The sequence below is a fragment of the Aeromonas sp. s5 genome (assembly GCF_040907865.1).
Classification (GTDB): domain Bacteria; phylum Pseudomonadota; class Gammaproteobacteria; order Enterobacterales; family Aeromonadaceae; genus Aeromonas; species Aeromonas dhakensis.
On record NZ_JBFOCO010000005.1, the window covers coordinates 401357 to 416986 of the forward strand.

The window sequence follows — 15630 nt, forward strand, 5'->3', positions numbered from 1 at the left end:
GGGTGAAGCGTGAGCGATCTGTTAAGTCAGGACGAAATTGATGCCCTCTTGCACGGGGTCGATGATGTCGAAGAGGAGGAGATAGGCGCGGCGGGGGATCCCGGTGTTGCCCAGTTTGACTTTTCCTCCCAGGACCGCATCGTCCGTGGTCGCATGCCGACCCTGGAGCTGGTGAACGAGCGTTTCGCCCGCCACATGCGGATCAGCCTGTTCAACATGATGCGCCGCACCGCCGAGGTCTCCATCAACGGCGTGCAGATGCTGAAATTCGGCGAATACGTCCACACCCTGTTCGTGCCGACCAGTCTCAACATGGTACGTTTCCGCCCCCTCAAGGGGACGGCGCTCATCACCATGGAGGCGCGGCTGGTCTTCATCCTGGTGGAGAACTTCTTCGGTGGTGACGGCCGCTACCACGCCAAGATCGAGGGGCGCGAGTTCACCCCCACCGAGCGACGCATCATCCAGATGCTGCTCAAGCTGGTGTTCGAGGACTACAAGGATGCCTGGGCGCCGGTGATGGACGTGGGCTTCGAGTACCTCGACTCCGAGGTGAACCCGGCCATGGCCAACATCGTCAGCCCCACCGAGGTGATCGTGGTGAGTTCGTTCCACATCGAGCTGGACGGCGGCGGTGGCGACTTCCACGTGGCCATGCCCTACTCCATGCTGGAGCCCATCCGCGAGCTGCTGGATGCCGGCGTGCAGAGCGACAAGGGCGACACCGACGTGCGCTGGAGCAAGGCGCTGCGCGACGAGATCATGGACGTCAAGGTGGAGCTGCGGGCCAAGTTGCTGGAGACCGAGCTCACCCTGCGCGAGCTGATGGAGCTGCAGCCTGGCGACATCATCCCGGTGGAGATGCCGGAGAACCTGCTGGTGTTCGTGGAGGACTTGCCCACCTTCCACGCCAAGATGGGCCGCACCAAGGACAATGTGGCGCTCAAGATCACCGACAAACTCAAACGCCCGGAAGGGGTCAAGACAGAGATGCATCTGGTGACCCGGGGCGGCGTACGCATCGATGGCGAGGCCGAGCTGGAAGAGCTCGAGCGCAGCATCGGAGACCAACAGCAATAAACGACGGCCTGCCTGGGCAGACCGTCACGAAAACAGCATAAGGAATTCAAGATGAGCGGAACTGAGGAAGAGGATCTGATGGCGGACGCCTGGGCTGCCGCGCTGGAAGAGCAGGTGACTGCCGAAGCCAAGCCAGCTCCTCTCGAGGAGCTCAAGGACGATGCCCCCATCAGTGCCGAGGAGCGGCGCAAGCTGGATACCATTCTGGATATCCCGGTCACCATCGCCATGGAGGTGGGCCGCAGCCAGATCAGCATCCGCAACCTGCTGCAGCTCAACCAGGGCTCGGTGGTGGAGCTGGATCGGGTGGCGGGCGAGCCGCTCGACGTACTGGTCAACGGCACCCTGATCGCCCACGGCGAGGTGGTGGTGGTGAACGACAAGTTCGGTATCCGATTGACCGACGTCATCAGCCAGATTGAACGGATCAAGAAACTCAAATGATCCGCGTCTTCCCGTTGCTGCTGTTGTCCCTCCCCGCACTGGCCGAACCCGGTGCGGGCGCCAATCCACCCAGCCTCACCTCCTGGCTGCTCTCCAGTCTGATGGTGATTGGCCTCATCCTGGTGCTCGGCTTCCTGCTCAAGAAAAGCAAGATTGCCACCGCCATGGGCGGCGGCCAGATGCGCGTCATCGCCAGCCTGCCGGTGGGCTACAAGGAGAAGCTGCTGGTGGTCAAGGTGGGCGAGCAGCAACTGCTGCTCGGGGTGACGCCGCAGCAGGTCAACTTTCTCTATCGCCTGGAAGAGCCGCTGGACGAGAGCCAGCCCCAGGCATTTTCCCAGCAGCTTGGCAAATTGATGGGCAAGCATGAAAAAAGCTAACGGCTCACGGCCGCACGGTGGGCTGCTGGTCGGCCTGTTATCCCTCCTGATCCTCTGCTCGCCGCTGGCGCTGGCCCAGGACGGCATGTCGGCGGTCACCATCAAGACCATGGCGGACGGCAGCCAGGAATACAGCCTGACCCTGCAGGTGCTGGCGCTGATGACGGCGCTCTCCTTCCTGCCGGCCATGGTCATCATGATGACCTCCTTCACTCGCATAATCATAGTGCTCGGCATCCTGCGCCAGGCCATCGGCCTGCAGCAGAGCCCCTCCAACCAGGTGTTGATCGGCATCGCCCTGTTCATGTCGTTCTTCATCATGTCACCGGTGCTGGATCGCATCAACAACGAGGCGATGCAACCCTATCTGGCCGAGACCATCCAGGCCAAGGAGGCGCTGGAGCGGGCCGAGCTGCCCATCCACCAGTTCATGCTGGCCCAGACCCGGATCAAGGATCTCAACACCTTCATGGAGATAGCGAATGTGCAGGTGGACAAGCCCGCCGAGGTGCCGCTGCGGGTGCTGATCCCGGCGTTCGTCACCAGCGAGCTCAAGACTGCCTTCCAGATAGGCTTCATGCTGTTTCTGCCCTTCCTGGTGATAGACCTGGTGGTGGCCAGTATCCTGATGGCGATGGGGATGATGATGCTGTCACCCATGCTGGTGTCGCTGCCGTTCAAGCTGATGCTGTTTGTCATGGTGGATGGCTGGAACCTCATTCTGGGATCCCTGGCCAACAGCTTCGGGCTGGGTGCCGGTGGTTAAGGGCGAACGACGCAAGGAGCGAATGGCATGAGTCCTGAAACCTTTATCGATGTGTTTCGCGAGGCGCTCTGGCTGGTCACCATCATGGTGTGTGCCGTGATCCTGCCGAGCCTCTGCGTCGGCTTGCTGGTGGCCATCTTCCAGGCTGCCACCTCCATCAACGAACAGACCCTGAGCTTTCTGCCCCGTCTCATCGTCACCCTGTTTGCGCTGGGGGCGGGGGCGCACTGGGGCCTGCAGAGTCTGATGGACTTCTTCATGCTGATGGTGAGTCAGATTCCCGAGGTGGTGGGATGAGTAGCCAGGCCGTGCGCCTGCCGTTGCCGCAGGCCGGCAAGGTGCCCGCATGACCTATACAACCGCTCTCATCATGGAGTGGTTGTCTTCCATCGTCTGGCCGTTGGCGCGAGTGAGTGGGCTGCTGATGGTGATGGCAGTATTCGGCAGCCGGCTGACCCCGGCCCGCATTCGCATCAGCCTGGCGCTGGCGCTGACCCTGATGATCGCCCCTCTCTTGCCCGCCATGCCCAGGATTGAGCTCTTCTCCGTCGGCAGTTTTCTGGTGCTGGGGCAGCAGCTGCTCATCGGCATCGCCCTCGGCCTCATGACCCAGTTTCTGATGGAGAGCTTCGTGATGGCCGGCCAGATCATCGCCATGCAGACCAGCCTGGGGTTCGCCACTCTGGTGGATCCCATGAACGGACAGTCGGCCCCTGTGGTGGGTCAGTTCTATCTGATGCTGGCGACCCTGGTGTTCCTAGCGGTGGATGGCCACCTCATCATGCTGCGCATGGTGGTGTTGAGCTTCGAGACTCTGCCGGTGTCTGACAGCGGCCTCAGCCTGCCCTCCATTCGCGATCTGATCGGTTTTCTCGGGGTCATGTATCAGGCCTCGCTGGTGATGGCGCTCTCCGCCATCGTCGCCCTGCTGCTCATCAACTTTGCCTTCGGCGTCATGACCCGCGCCGCCCCCCAGCTCAACATCTTCAGCATCGGCTTTGCGGTCAGCATGATGTCTGGCCTGCTGATCCTCTGGCTCACCATAGGTGGCTTCCTCGGTCACTTCGACAGCATGTGGGAGCGGGTGCAGGAGACCAGCTGTACCCTCATCGGCACCCAGTGTCTGGGGGGCCAGTAAGATGGCTGCGGGGCGCCGTTACCTGCCGCAGGCCGCGCTGGCCCGCGGCCTTGCATTCGCAATGCTGAACGGCGGCGAGCGGGCGCGCGTTTCGGCTCGCCCACTCAACCTGTGCGGGGGTCAGCATGGCTGATACCGATCAGGAACGTACCGAACAACCCACGGGCAAACGACTGCAACAAGCCCGGGAAAAAGGGCAGATTGCACGATCCAAGGAGCTGGGCACCGCCAGCGTCCTGCTGGCGGCCGTATTCGGCCTGCTGATGGTCAAGGAGAGCCTGGCCGGCGCCATGGTCAAAGTGCTCACCATGGGCTTTACCCTGGACAGGGAGCAGGCGTTCGATCCCAACGCCATGATGACCATGCTGCCGGCCCTGCTGCGCGAACTGCTGCAGCCTCTTGGTCTGCTGTTCATGCTGGTGGCCATCGCGGCCTTCGTCGGCAACGTGCTGATGGGGGGGATGAACTTCTCCTCCGAGGCCATGCTGCCCAAGTGGAGCAAGCTGAGCCCCCTCAACGGCATCAAGCGGATGTTCGGGGTGCAGTCCCTGGTCGAGCTGATCAAGTCCATCGCAAAGGTGGTGTTCATCACCCTGTTCGCCTGGTGGATGCTCTCCAGCCAGTTCAACCACCTGCTCAACCTCTCCCTCGAGGGCTACCCGGGCGGCATCATAGACGCGCTGGATCTGCTGCTGTGGATGCTGATCATCCTCTGCTGCGCCCTCATTCCCATCGTCGCCATCGACGTGCCGTTCCAGCAGTGGAACCACATGCGCCAGCTCAAGATGACCAAGCAGGAGGTCAAGGACGAGTTCAAGGACAGCGAGGGCAAACCCGAGGTGAAAGGGCGGATCCGTCGCCTGCAGATGGAGATGGCGATGCGCCGCATGATGGGGGACGTGCCCAAGGCGGACGTGGTGATCACCAACCCGACCCACTACTCGGTGGCGCTCAAGTACGATTCCGCCAAGCCCGGTAGCGCGCCCAAGGTGGTAGCCAAGGGTACCGATGAAATCGCAATGAAGATCAGGGAGATAGCCCGAGAGTACGAGATCCCTGTGATGCCCTCTCCGGCGCTGACCCGCGCCATCTACCATGCTACCGAGATAGGCCACGAGATCCCGGAGGGGCTGTTTGCCGCCGTGGCCCAGGTGCTGGCCTATGTCTATCAGCTCAGGAAGTTCCGCCGTGGCCGTGGTCGTCGCCCCAATCCGCTGGCCAAGGATCTGCCCATCCCGCCTGAATTTCGCAAATGACAAACTTCTGACACAGTCAAAATAAAAGCATTGTATTTCAATGCGTTGCATTATTGGCTTGATGTTTGCTTTAATCTGGCATCAGCGGTTTGAGATTGAGAAAAACGATGAAACTCCAGGCATCATTGGGCCGTATCAAAGAGTACAAGTGGCTGTTGACCAAGGGCGTGGGGACGCCGCTGCTGGTGCTGGCCTCCCTTGGCATGGTGGTGCTGCCCATCCCGCCGCTGATGCTGGATATCCTCTTCTCTTTCAACATCGCCCTCTCCATCGTGGTGCTGCTGGTGGCGGTCTACACCCGCCGGCCGCTGGAATTTGCCGCCTTTCCGACCGTGTTGCTGATAGCCACTCTGCTGCGTCTTGCCCTCAACGTCGCCTCTACCCGGGTGGTGCTGCTGGAAGGCCACAACGGCAGTGCGGCGGCCGGCCATGTGATCGAGGCCTTCGGCAACGTGGTGATCGGCGGCAACTACACGGTCGGCATCATCGTCTTCATGATCCTGATGATCATCAACTTCGTGGTGGTCACCAAGGGTGCGGGCCGGATCTCCGAGGTGAGTGCACGCTTCACCCTGGATGCCATGCCCGGCAAACAGATGGCCATCGACGCGGATCTGAACGCCGGCCTCATCAATCAGGAAGAGGCCAAGAAGCGTCGTCAGGACGTGACCCAGGAAGCCGACTTCTACGGCTCCATGGACGGTGCCTCGAAATTCGTGAAAGGGGATGCGGTGGCGGGCATCATGATCCTCTTCATCAACATCCTGGGCGGTTTCATCATCGGCATGGTGCAACACCAGCTGAGCTTCGGCGAAGCGGCCCAGATCTACACCCTGTTGGCGATAGGTGATGGTCTGGTCGCCCAGATCCCGTCGCTCTTGCTCTCCATCGCCGCCGCCATCATCGTCACCCGTCAGAATACCGATCAGGACATGGGTACCGCGGTGCTGGGTCAACTGTTCGACAACCCCAGAGCCCTCATCATCTCGGCCGGTATCCTGCTGATGATGGGTAGCGTGCCCGGCATGCCCCATCTGGCGTTTCTGAGCCTGGGTGGCGTCGCCGCCGCCGGTGCCTGGTGGCTGCTGCGCCGCGAGAAACAGCTGGCCGCCAAGGCCGCCAAGGGCGAGCTGATGCCGGCGAACGCGGAGCAGCCTCACGAGCAGAAAGACTTGAGCTGGGACGACGTGATGCCGGTGGACATCATCGGACTGGAGGTGGGTTATCAGCTCATCCCGCTGGTGGACCGCAATCAGGGCGGCGAGCTGCTCAACCGGATCAAGGGGGTGCGCAAGAAGCTCTCCCAGGAGCTGGGTTTTCTGGTGCCTGCGGTGCATATCCGTGACAACCTGGATCTCGCCCCGAACCAGTATCGCATCACCTTGATGGGGGTCAGTACCGGCGAGGCCAATGTTTACCATGATAAGGAAATGGCCATCAATCCGGGTCAGGTGTTCGGCCAGATCCAGGGTATTGCCACCCGGGACCCCGCCTTCGGGCTGGAGGCGGTGTGGGTCGCCAAGGAGCAGGTCTCCCAGGCGCAGACCCTGGGCTATACCGTGGTGGATACCGCGACCGTGGTGGCCACTCACCTCAGCCAAATCCTCTCCAACCATGCCGCTCTGCTGCTGGGTCATGATGAAGTGCAGCAACTGCTCGACATGATAGGGAAGCATCAGAACAAGCTGGTGGAAGGGCTGGTTCCTGAGGTCATCTCCATGGGTAACCTGGTGAAGGTATTGCAGAATTTGCTCAATGAAGGCGTGCCAATCCGCGATATGCGCACTATCCTGCAGACCCTGGTGGAATATGCCCCGCGCAGCCAGGATCCGGAAGTGCTGACGGCCGCCTGCCGTATCGCCCTGCGGCGCCTGATCGTGCAGGAGATTGCCGGACCGGATCCCGAACTGCCGGTGATCACCTTGGCACCGGAATTGGAACGCATATTGCATCAATCCCTGCAGGCAGGGGGTGGTGATGGTGCCGGTATCGAGCCGGGACTGGCAGAGCGGATGCAGCGCTCGCTGGTGGAAGCCACACAACGACAAGAACTGGAAGGCCAGCCGGCCGTGCTTCTGACATCAGGGATACTGCGCAATACCCTGGCGAAATTTGTCAAGAATGCCATTCCTGGATTACGCGTTCTGTCTTATCAGGAAGTGCCTGATGACAAGCAAATCCGCATCGTCAGTGCGGTAGGACAGAGCTAGTTAGCGGAGATGACGGGTGAAGATTAAGCGGTTTTTTGCCAAGGACATGCGAACGGCTCTGGCCGAGGTCAAGGAGACTCTCGGGCCCGATGCCGTCATCATGTCCAACAAGAAGGTTACCGGTGGGGTGGAGATAGTCGCCGCTGTCGATTATCAGTCCCAGGTGCCGGGACCCAAGGACGCGCCGGTTCGCCGTCAGTTGAACGATGAGAGCGTCAATATCTCGTCTGCCGGCCGGCAGATGACGCGCTCCGCGCCGAGCCCGGCCAAAGAGCAGAATGAACACTATGCCGATACCCTGGCCGCCCTGCTGGCCCGCCAGCAAAAACTGAACCCGGCCGGCCAGGGGCTCAACGGCGTTGCGCCTGCCGCCGCCAGCGGTGCTCCCCGCACTCTGGCCGAACAGGGACAGTGGGGAAATGCTCCCGAACCGGCCAAGCCGAAGGCGAGGGCTGCCGCGCCCGGTCGTGCTCCCCAATCCCCTCAGCGGGATCAGGAGATGGAGGGGATGCGCAAGGAGATGGCCAGCATCCGCAAGCTGCTGGAGCACCAGATCTCCGGCCTGATGTGGCAGGAGGTGGAGCGCCGCGAGCCGATGCGCGCCCTGCTCATCAAGGAGCTCAAAAAGATGGGCTTCGACGATGCCTTCGCCGATCAGCTGGCCGGCATGATCCCCGAGGATATGCCGATCCATCAGGCCATGGCCCAGCTGGCCGAGGTACTGACGGCCCAGCTCAAGATCAGTGAAGACGAGATTCTGCGCCAGGGCGGGGCGGTTGCTCTGCTCGGGCCGACCGGGGTGGGCAAGACCACCACCATCGCCAAACTGGCGGCGCGGTTTGCCATGAAGTACGGTGCCGAGCAGGTGGCCCTCATCACCACCGACAACTACCGGATCGGGGCCCATGAACAGCTGCAGACCTATGGTCGCATCATGGGCTGCCCGGTGCGCCAGGTGCGTGATGCCGAGGAGCTAGCCAATGCCCTCTATCAGTTCCGCCACCGCCGGCTGGTGCTGATCGACACGGCGGGGGTCGGGCAGCGGGATATCCGGCTGACCGAGCAGCTCGATACCCTGGTCAAGAATGCCAAGGTGCGCATCCGCAGCTACCTGGTGATGTCTGCCACTTCCCAGCGTCGGGTGATGCAGGAAGCGGTGGACCATTTCCGGCGTATTCCATTGAGCGGCTGCATACTTACCAAATTGGATGAGAGTCTGAATCTGGGCGAAGTGATTAACGTGTGTATCCAGAATGCGTTGCCCATCAGCTATATCACTGATGGACAAAGGGTTCCGGAAGATATTCAGGTCGCCAATGCGGCGCAGCTCGTCGGAGCTGCCATGGGCTCGCTGGAGCGGGAAACAGAAGAACCCTATTTCTGGGGCACAGGCTTTGGCGAGGCCGAAGATTCGGAGTTTTATGAGTAACATGTATATGGATCAGGCGAGTGGTCTGCGCAAAATGCGTCAAAACAATCGAGTAAAAGTGATCGCCGTGTCTGGTGGCAAGGGGGGCGTCGGCAAGACCAACGTAACCCTGAACGTGGCGGGAGCCATGGCCGCACAAGGCAAACGGGTGATGGTGCTGGACGCCGACCTTGGCCTCGCCAACGTGGACGTCATGCTGGGGCTGCGGGTGCATCGCAACCTCTCCCATGTATTGGCGGGTGAGTGCACCATCGACGACATCATAGTCGAAGGCCCTTACGGCATGATGATAGTGCCGGCGACCTCGGGCACCCAGTCCATGGTCGAGCTCTCGCCGGTGCAACACGCCGAACTTATCCGCGCCTTCAGCGAGATGAAGACCCAGGTCGACATCCTGCTGGTGGATACCGCGGCGGGCATCTCCGACATGGTGTTGAGTTTCACCCGCGCTGCCCAGGACATCATGGTGGTGGTCTGCGATGAACCGACCTCCATCACGGATGCCTACGCGCTCATCAAGATCCTCTCCAAGGAGCACGGAGTGTTTCGCTTCAAGGTGGTGGCCAACATGGTGCGTTCCTTGCGCGAAGGGCAGGAGCTTTACGCCAAGCTGACCCGGGTGACCGACCGCTTCCTGGATACCTCGCTGGAGCTGGTCGCCTGCGTGCCTTATGACACCAATCTGCGGGCTGCCGTGCGCAAGCAGAAGCTGATTGTCGAAGCCTTCCCCAAGTCTCCGGCCGCACTGGCATTCAGAGCGCTGGCCAACAAGGCGGCAAGCTGGCCCATTCCTAACCAACCCGGCGGTCATCTCGAATTTTTCCTGGAAAATTTGCTGCAAAAGCCGGTCATAGCACAGGAAGGTTCCCGTGAATAAAGCCCAAGCGTACTTGCGTCATCAGGATTCCTACGTGCTGGTCGAGCGCCATGCTCCGCTGGTGAAGCGGATCGCCCAGCATTTGTTGGCTCGCCTGCCAAGCAGTGTCTTGCTGGATGACCTGATCCAGGCAGGTATGATTGGGTTGCTCGAAGCCTCCCGCAACTTTGATGGCAGCAAGGGGGCCAGTTTTGAAACCTACGCCGGGATCCGCATCCGCGGCTCCATGCTGGACGAGATCCGGCGCGGTGACTGGGTGCCGCGCTCGGTGCACCGCAACAGCCGCACCATAGCCGAAGCCATCGAAAATGTTGAACAAACCCACGGTCGTGATGCTCGCGACACCGAAGTGGCCGCCCAGATGGGGGTCAGCCTCGCCGAGTATCACACCATGCTGCAGGATGTGTCCTGCGGCAAGATCATCGGCATCGAGGATCTTGGTGTCAGTGAGGACGTCATCGGCCACCCCGATGACGAGCCGGGCAGCAACGGCTTTGATGAACTGGCGGCCGAACGTTTCCAGGGGGCGCTGGCTGAACACATTGCCCGCCTGCCGGAACGGGAAGCGCTGGTGCTCTCCCTTTACTACGATGAAGAACTGAACTTGCGTGAAATAGGCGAGGTATTGAACGTCAGCGAGTCTCGCGTGAGCCAGATACACAGTCAGGCGATGCACAGATTACGCGCGCGTTTAAGAGATTGGCATGTATAAGTGTTTGTACTGGCTACACTGAAACAAAACTCTAAGGCATAATCCGCAAAACAAAACCTGCGATCTGCATCATGTAAGTGAGCCGCTCTGGCGGCTATTTAGGAGGGAATTTTGGACAAGAACATGAAAATCCTCATTGTTGACGATTTTTCAACGATGCGCCGGATTATCAAGAACTTGCTGCGTGACCTGGGATTCAACAACACCCACGAAGCAGACGATGGCAACACGGCCTTGCCAATGTTGAAAAATGGCGATTTTCAATTTGTCGTGACCGACTGGAACATGCCTGGCATGCAAGGCATCGACTTGCTCAAGGCTATTCGCGTCGATGACAAGCTCAAACACCTGCCGGTACTGATGGTGACTGCCGAAGCCAAGCGCGAGCAGATCATTGAAGCCGCCCAGGCAGGCGTCAATGGTTATATCGTCAAGCCTTTCACTGCTGCAACGCTCAAAGAGAAACTCGACAAAATCTTTGAACGAATCGGCTAAGGAGCAGCAGGGATGAAGGCCAAAACGAGTGCAATGATTTCGCTCGATCAGGCAAGGATGCTTGTTGCCCATCTTGAGCAAGGTGAATTCGAACAGGCCGACACTCTCATCGCCGATGCGTGTGCACCCAATGCGGCGGCCCTGTTTGACAAAGTGGGTCAGTTGACCCGACAACTGCATGATTCCCTACAAGATTTTCGGCTGGATCCCAGGATCCCCGATCTGGCCACCCATGAAATTCCCGATGCGCGGGAGCGCCTCAGCTATGTTATCGACATGACGGACAAGGCTGCCAATCGCACCATGGATGCGGTGGAAGCCAGTCTGCCCATTGCCGATCGGTTAAATGACAACATTCAACTCGTTCTGCCCAACTGGAATGCCCTGATGAGCAGAGACATGAGTGTTGGTCAATTCAAGTCTTTGTGTCACCAACTGGATGATTTTATTAAGGCTTCTGAATCTGATGCCGATAAATTACGGCAACTGCTGACAGAAATCCTGATGGCGCAAGATTTTCAGGATTTGACCGGCCAAATGATCCGCAAGGTCATCAAGTTGGTCCAGGAAGTTGAAACTAAATTAATAGAAATGCTGACTATGTTTGGTGAGGCATCTGCCGAGCATTCTTCTCGCAGCCTTCCTGTAAGCGGGATTGAAGCCGAAGGCCCCATCATGAACCCTGAGACTCGTTCCGATGTGGTCAATGGTCAGGATGATGTGGACGATCTGCTGTCTAGCCTGGGATTTTAATGGAGTGACGCATGGCCTTCGAAGTTGATGAAGACATACTGCAAGACTTTTTGGTCGAAGCATCCGAAATATTGGAACAGTTGTCTGAACAACTGGTCGACTTGGAAAAGCGACCCGATGACAAGAATCTGTTGAATGCCATATTTCGCGGCTTCCATACCGTCAAGGGCGGCGCCGGTTTTCTCTCGCTGACCGAACTGGTGGACGTCTGCCACGGTGCCGAGAACGTGTTCGACATCTTGCGCAACGGCAAGCGGACCGTGACCGCCGAGTTGATGGACGTGATCCTGCAGGCCCTGGATGCCATCAATGTGATGTTCGCCCAGGTGCAGAATCGCGAACCGCCTAGCCCTGCGTCCGCCGAAATCCTTCATGATCTACACGAGCTCTGCAAACCCGAAGGGGAAGAGCAGCTGTTGACTGCCTCTGCAGGCAGCAGTGCTCCGGTGGAGGCTGCCGCTCCCGTGGCTGAAGAGGTGGCTCTGATTGCCGAGCCGGAGCCTGCGGCCGTTCCGGAACCCGCGCAAGAGGCCTCCGTGGTCAGCGGTGGTGGTTCTATTGATGAGATCTCGGCCGATGAGTTTGAACGCCTGCTTGACGAGTTGCATGGCGTCGGGGGGGCACCTACCGCTGCAGCCAGCCCTGCCGCGCCGAGTTCCGGCGACATCACAGATGACGAGTTTGAAGCCTTGCTTGACCAGCTCCATGGTCAGGGTCAGCACGGTGGCGCTCCCGAAGTCAACCCGCTGAAATCGGTACAGAAAGAGGTGGACGAGCTGATCGATGACGATGAGTTCGAACGTCTGCTGGATGAACTGCACGGTCGCGGTCAGAGTCCGCAGAGCAGCATGTCTGCCCCGGCGGCGCCCCAGACTCCAGCGCCGGCAGCACCGGTTACTCCGGCGCCGGCAGCGGCAAAACCAGCTCCTGCGCCTGCTGCGGCCAAGCCCGCCGCCGCGCCGGCAGCGGCAAAACCGGCTCCTGCTCCGGCGCCATCCAAGCAGGCTGCGCCAGCGCCCGCCGACAGTGCGGTGCAAAGCGACACTACGGTACGGGTGGATACCAAGACGCTGGACGTCATCATGAACATGGTGGGTGAGCTGGTGCTGGTACGAAACCGTCTGGTGAGCCTCGGCATCGCCAGCAACGATGAAGACATGTCAAAAGCCGTTGCCAACCTGGATGTGGTGACGGCGGATCTGCAAGGCGCGGTGATGAAGACCCGCATGCAGCCTATCAAGAAAGTATTTGGTCGCTTCCCACGGGTGGTGCGGGATCTGGCCCGTACCCTCAAGAAAGAGATCGAGCTGGTAATGGTCGGTGAAGAGACCGATCTCGACAAGAACCTGGTGGAGGCCCTTGCCGACCCGCTGGTTCACCTGGTGCGCAACTCTTGCGACCACGGCGTCGAGATGCCGGATGTCCGCGAGAAGGCGGGCAAGCCACGGCAAGGTACCATTACCCTGAGCGCGTCCCAGCAGGGCGATCATATCCTGCTCTGCATCGAGGATGATGGTGCAGGGATGGATCCCGAGAAGCTCAAGTCCATCGCCATCAGCCGCGGTGTGCTGGATGCCGATACTGCGGCACGCATGAGCGACAACGATGCCTACAACCTGATCTTTGCTCCCGGCTTCTCGACCAAGTCAGAAATCTCCGATATCTCCGGCCGTGGCGTCGGGATGGATGTGGTGAAGACCAGCATCGTCAGCCTGAATGGCTCGGTGCATATCGATTCGACCTGGGGCAAGGGCACCCGTCTCGAGATCAAGGTGCCGCTGACCCTGGCGATCCTGCCGACCCTGATGGTGGAAGTGGGCGAACAGACCTTCGCGCTGCCGCTGGGCTGCGTGAACGAGATTTTCCATCTGGATCTGAAAAAGGCCAACATGGTGGATGGACAGCTCACCATCATAGTGCGCGAGAAGGCCATCCCATTGTTCTATCTGCACAACTGGCTGGTCAGAGGCAAAAACCGAAAATCGCGTCAGGATACGGGCCACGTGGTGATTGTCCAGATTGGTACCCAGCAGATCGGTTTTGTCGTGGACAATCTGATTGGCCAGGAAGAGGTGGTGATCAAGCCGCTGGACAGCCTGTTGCAGGGGACTCCCGGCATGGCCGGGGCGACCATCACCAGCGACGGCGGTATTGCGCTCATCCTGGATGTGCCGAGTCTGCTCAAGGCGTACGCCCGTAGACATTGATACCCCAGGCTCAAGGAGTTAGAAGAATAACAATGGCAATCAAGGTATTAGTTGTCGACGATTCAAGCTTCTTCCGTCGTCGGGTCAGCGAGATCATCACTCAGGATCCCATGCTGACGGTCATCGACACGGCCCAAAATGGGCGGGAAGCGGTAGAAAAGGCACAGCAGTTGCGTCCTGACGTGATCACCATGGACATAGAGATGCCGGTGATGGATGGCATCAGTGCCGTGCGTGAGATCATGGCCAAGTGCCCCACGCCGATCCTGATGTTCTCTTCTTTGACCCATGAAGGGGCCAAAGCCACGCTCGATGCGCTCGATGCAGGGGCGCTCGACTTTCTGCCCAAGAAATTCGAAGACATTGCCCGTGACAAGGATGAAGCCGTCCGTCTGTTGCAGCAGCGGGTCAAGGAGATTTCACGCAAGCGCTTCCTGATGTCTGCGCCGTCACGCCCGAAGGCGCCCGAGCCTGTGGCCAGGACACCTCTGAATGCGCCACGTACGGCAGAGCGTCAGGCTGAGCCGCAGCGTGCTGCTCCGGTGGCCGCATTCAAGCGCAGCGGCAAGAGTTATCAGCTGGTGGCCATTGGTACTTCCACCGGCGGCCCGGTCGCCCTGCAGAATGTGCTGACCAAGCTGCCCGGCGATTTCCCGCATCCGATCCTGCTTATCCAGCACATGCCGGCAACCTTCACCGCGGCCTTTGCCGCACGCCTCAATGGCCTGTGCCAGATAGGCGTCAAGGAAGCGGAAGATGGGGATGTGCTCAAGCCCGGACACGCCTACCTGGCCCCCGGCGGCAAACAGATGCTGCTGGAAGGTCGTGGTGCCGGTGCCCGCATCCGCATCGTCGATGGCAATGACAAGGTCAACTACAAGCCGTGTGTCGACATTACCTTCGCCTCTGCCGCCAAGACCTATGCCGACAAGGTGCTTGCCATCGTGTTGACCGGGATGGGGGCGGACGGTCGAGATGGTGCGCGTCTGCTCAAGGAGCAGGGCTCCACCATCTGGGCGCAGGATGAAGCGTCCTGTGTGGTTTATGGCATGCCGCAGGCGGTTGCCAAAGCCGGGATTGCCACTGAATCGCTGCCGCTGGATCGGGTCGCACAACGTATCCTGGTTGAGCTGGGCCGCTAACGATGGGCATGTTTGGCCTGATCCTGGCACTGGGAGCCATTGCCATTGCCCAATTGTGGCATGGCGGCAACCTGTTGACCCTGCTCGATGGACCCGCGTTTGTCATCGTGGTGGGGGGAACCTGGGGGGCGGTCATTTTGCAGACGCCGCGCAAGTTCCTGCTGGAAGCGATCAGGCAGACCCGCTGGATGGTGCTGCCGCCGGACTGGGATCTGGTCGCTCAGGCCGAGAGATTGCAATCCTGGGCTATCTTTGCACGCCAGCAAGGGTTGCTGGCGCTGGAGAATCAGGCCGAGCAGGAGAGTGACGAATTTACCCGTCATGGCCTCACCATGATAGTGGACGGGGTTTCGGTAGACGACATTCGCATGTTGCTGGAAGCGGATATCGATATCGAGCAGGAGCGCAACGAGCACTCTGCCAGGGTCTTCGAGGCCATGGGGGGATACAGTCCGACCATCGGCATCATAGGTGCCGTCATCGGGCTGATCCAGGCGATGTTTCATCTGGAGGAGCCCGCCGCTCTCGGTGCTGGCATTGCCGTCGCCTTCGTTGCCACCATTTACGGGGTCGGCTTTGCCAACCTGCTCTACTTGCCGATCGCCAATCGCTTGCGTGCTTTTCACTATCATTACGCCCTGTTTCAGGAGATGACGCTGGAAGGCCTGATGGCCATCGCCCATGGCGAGAATGGCCCCCAGGTTGAACGGCGGTTGAAGGCTTATCTGAAGGGAGAGTAGC

At 59.9% G+C, this 15630-nt stretch carries 16 protein-coding genes; all 16 read left to right on the forward strand.

All coding sequences use genetic code 11. The features are described from left to right. Nucleotides 1-9: 9 nt before the first annotated feature. The 16 genes from fliM (at nucleotide 10) to AB5Y94_RS03090 (ending at nucleotide 15629) form a co-directional block, all read left to right on the forward strand. On the forward strand, nucleotides 10-1080 hold the full coding sequence (fliM, locus tag AB5Y94_RS03015; protein WP_005298775.1) for a flagellar motor switch protein FliM: 1071 nt from the start codon (nucleotides 10-12) through the stop codon (nucleotides 1078-1080). Nucleotides 1081-1131: 51 nt separating this feature from the next. Continuing rightward, nucleotides 1132-1524, forward strand: coding sequence for a flagellar motor switch protein FliN (gene fliN, locus AB5Y94_RS03020; protein ID WP_005298791.1), 393 nt, complete (start codon nucleotides 1132-1134; stop codon nucleotides 1522-1524). Then, a complete protein-coding gene (gene fliO / locus AB5Y94_RS03025; protein ID WP_017785777.1) occupies nucleotides 1521-1904 on the forward strand; it encodes a flagellar biosynthetic protein FliO in 384 nt (127 codons plus the stop codon). Before fliN ends, fliO begins: the two co-directional genes overlap by 4 nt. Continuing rightward, nucleotides 1891-2670, forward strand: coding sequence for a flagellar type III secretion system pore protein FliP (gene fliP, locus AB5Y94_RS03030; RefSeq protein WP_368204794.1), 780 nt, complete (start codon nucleotides 1891-1893; stop codon nucleotides 2668-2670). Before fliO ends, fliP begins: the two co-directional genes overlap by 14 nt. Before the next feature lie 27 nt (nucleotides 2671-2697). Continuing rightward, entirely contained in the window at nucleotides 2698-2967 is a 270-nt protein-coding gene (fliQ, locus tag AB5Y94_RS03035) for a flagellar biosynthesis protein FliQ (protein WP_005298799.1), read from the forward strand. Nucleotides 2968-3016: 49 nt separating this feature from the next. Then, nucleotides 3017-3808, forward strand: coding sequence for a flagellar biosynthetic protein FliR (gene fliR, locus AB5Y94_RS03040; RefSeq protein ID WP_017766596.1), 792 nt, complete (start codon nucleotides 3017-3019; stop codon nucleotides 3806-3808). Nucleotides 3809-3933: 125 nt separating this feature from the next. Next, a complete protein-coding gene (flhB, locus tag AB5Y94_RS03045) occupies nucleotides 3934-5064 on the forward strand; it encodes a flagellar biosynthesis protein FlhB (protein ID WP_017766597.1) in 1131 nt (376 codons plus the stop codon). A gap of 107 nt (nucleotides 5065-5171) precedes the next feature. Continuing rightward, the gene (gene flhA, locus AB5Y94_RS03050; RefSeq protein ID WP_368204796.1) at nucleotides 5172-7274 is read left to right on the forward strand and encodes a flagellar biosynthesis protein FlhA; all 2103 of its coding nucleotides are present in this window, start codon (nucleotides 5172-5174) and stop codon (nucleotides 7272-7274) included. Nucleotides 7275-7290: 16 nt separating this feature from the next. Beyond that, a complete protein-coding gene (gene flhF, locus AB5Y94_RS03055) occupies nucleotides 7291-8703 on the forward strand; it encodes a flagellar biosynthesis protein FlhF (RefSeq protein ID WP_010634620.1) in 1413 nt (470 codons plus the stop codon). 1 nt (nucleotide 8704) lies between these two features. Further along, nucleotides 8705-9580: a MinD/ParA family protein gene (locus AB5Y94_RS03060; RefSeq protein ID WP_010634619.1), complete on the forward strand. Its 876-nt coding sequence runs from the start codon at nucleotides 8705-8707 to the stop codon at nucleotides 9578-9580. After that, the gene (locus AB5Y94_RS03065) at nucleotides 9573-10292 is read left to right on the forward strand and encodes an RNA polymerase sigma factor FliA (RefSeq protein WP_005298811.1); all 720 of its coding nucleotides are present in this window, start codon (nucleotides 9573-9575) and stop codon (nucleotides 10290-10292) included. Before AB5Y94_RS03060 ends, AB5Y94_RS03065 begins: the two co-directional genes overlap by 8 nt. Before the next feature lie 111 nt (nucleotides 10293-10403). Next, a complete protein-coding gene (cheY, locus tag AB5Y94_RS03070; RefSeq protein ID WP_010634617.1) occupies nucleotides 10404-10787 on the forward strand; it encodes a chemotaxis response regulator CheY in 384 nt (127 codons plus the stop codon). A gap of 12 nt (nucleotides 10788-10799) precedes the next feature. Next, nucleotides 10800-11540, forward strand: coding sequence for a protein phosphatase CheZ (locus AB5Y94_RS03075; protein WP_005298816.1), 741 nt, complete (start codon nucleotides 10800-10802; stop codon nucleotides 11538-11540). An 11-nt stretch (nucleotides 11541-11551) separates the two neighbouring features. Next, entirely contained in the window at nucleotides 11552-13747 is a 2196-nt protein-coding gene (locus tag AB5Y94_RS03080) for a chemotaxis protein CheA (RefSeq protein WP_010634616.1), read from the forward strand. A gap of 32 nt (nucleotides 13748-13779) precedes the next feature. Then, the gene (locus tag AB5Y94_RS03085) at nucleotides 13780-14889 is read left to right on the forward strand and encodes a chemotaxis response regulator protein-glutamate methylesterase (protein WP_010634615.1); all 1110 of its coding nucleotides are present in this window, start codon (nucleotides 13780-13782) and stop codon (nucleotides 14887-14889) included. 2 nt (nucleotides 14890-14891) lie between these two features. Next, nucleotides 14892-15629, forward strand: coding sequence for a flagellar motor protein (locus AB5Y94_RS03090; RefSeq protein ID WP_010634614.1), 738 nt, complete (start codon nucleotides 14892-14894; stop codon nucleotides 15627-15629). Nucleotide 15630: the final 1 nt, after the last annotated feature.

Excerpts from the sequence above, each read along its gene's own strand:
- AB5Y94_RS03090 (WP_010634614.1), top strand. The coding sequence starts at position 14,892 with ATGGGCATGTTTGGCCTGATCCTGGCACTGGGAGCCATTGCCATTGCC.
- flhB (WP_017766597.1), top strand. The coding sequence starts at position 3,934 with ATGGCTGATACCGATCAGGAACGTACCGAACAACCCACGGGCAAACGA.
- AB5Y94_RS03085 (WP_010634615.1), top strand. The coding sequence starts at position 13,780 with ATGGCAATCAAGGTATTAGTTGTCGACGATTCAAGCTTCTTCCGTCGT.
- AB5Y94_RS03075 (WP_005298816.1), top strand. The coding sequence starts at position 10,800 with ATGAAGGCCAAAACGAGTGCAATGATTTCGCTCGATCAGGCAAGGATG.
- AB5Y94_RS03080 (WP_010634616.1), top strand. The coding sequence starts at position 11,552 with ATGGCCTTCGAAGTTGATGAAGACATACTGCAAGACTTTTTGGTCGAA.
- fliR (WP_017766596.1), top strand. The coding sequence starts at position 3,017 with ATGACCTATACAACCGCTCTCATCATGGAGTGGTTGTCTTCCATCGTC.
- fliQ (WP_005298799.1), top strand. The coding sequence starts at position 2,698 with ATGAGTCCTGAAACCTTTATCGATGTGTTTCGCGAGGCGCTCTGGCTG.
- fliO (WP_017785777.1), top strand. The coding sequence starts at position 1,521 with ATGATCCGCGTCTTCCCGTTGCTGCTGTTGTCCCTCCCCGCACTGGCC.
- fliN (WP_005298791.1), top strand. The coding sequence starts at position 1,132 with ATGAGCGGAACTGAGGAAGAGGATCTGATGGCGGACGCCTGGGCTGCC.
- AB5Y94_RS03060 (WP_010634619.1), top strand. The coding sequence starts at position 8,705 with ATGTATATGGATCAGGCGAGTGGTCTGCGCAAAATGCGTCAAAACAAT.
- fliP (WP_368204794.1), top strand. The coding sequence starts at position 1,891 with ATGAAAAAAGCTAACGGCTCACGGCCGCACGGTGGGCTGCTGGTCGGC.
- flhA (WP_368204796.1), top strand. The coding sequence starts at position 5,172 with ATGAAACTCCAGGCATCATTGGGCCGTATCAAAGAGTACAAGTGGCTG.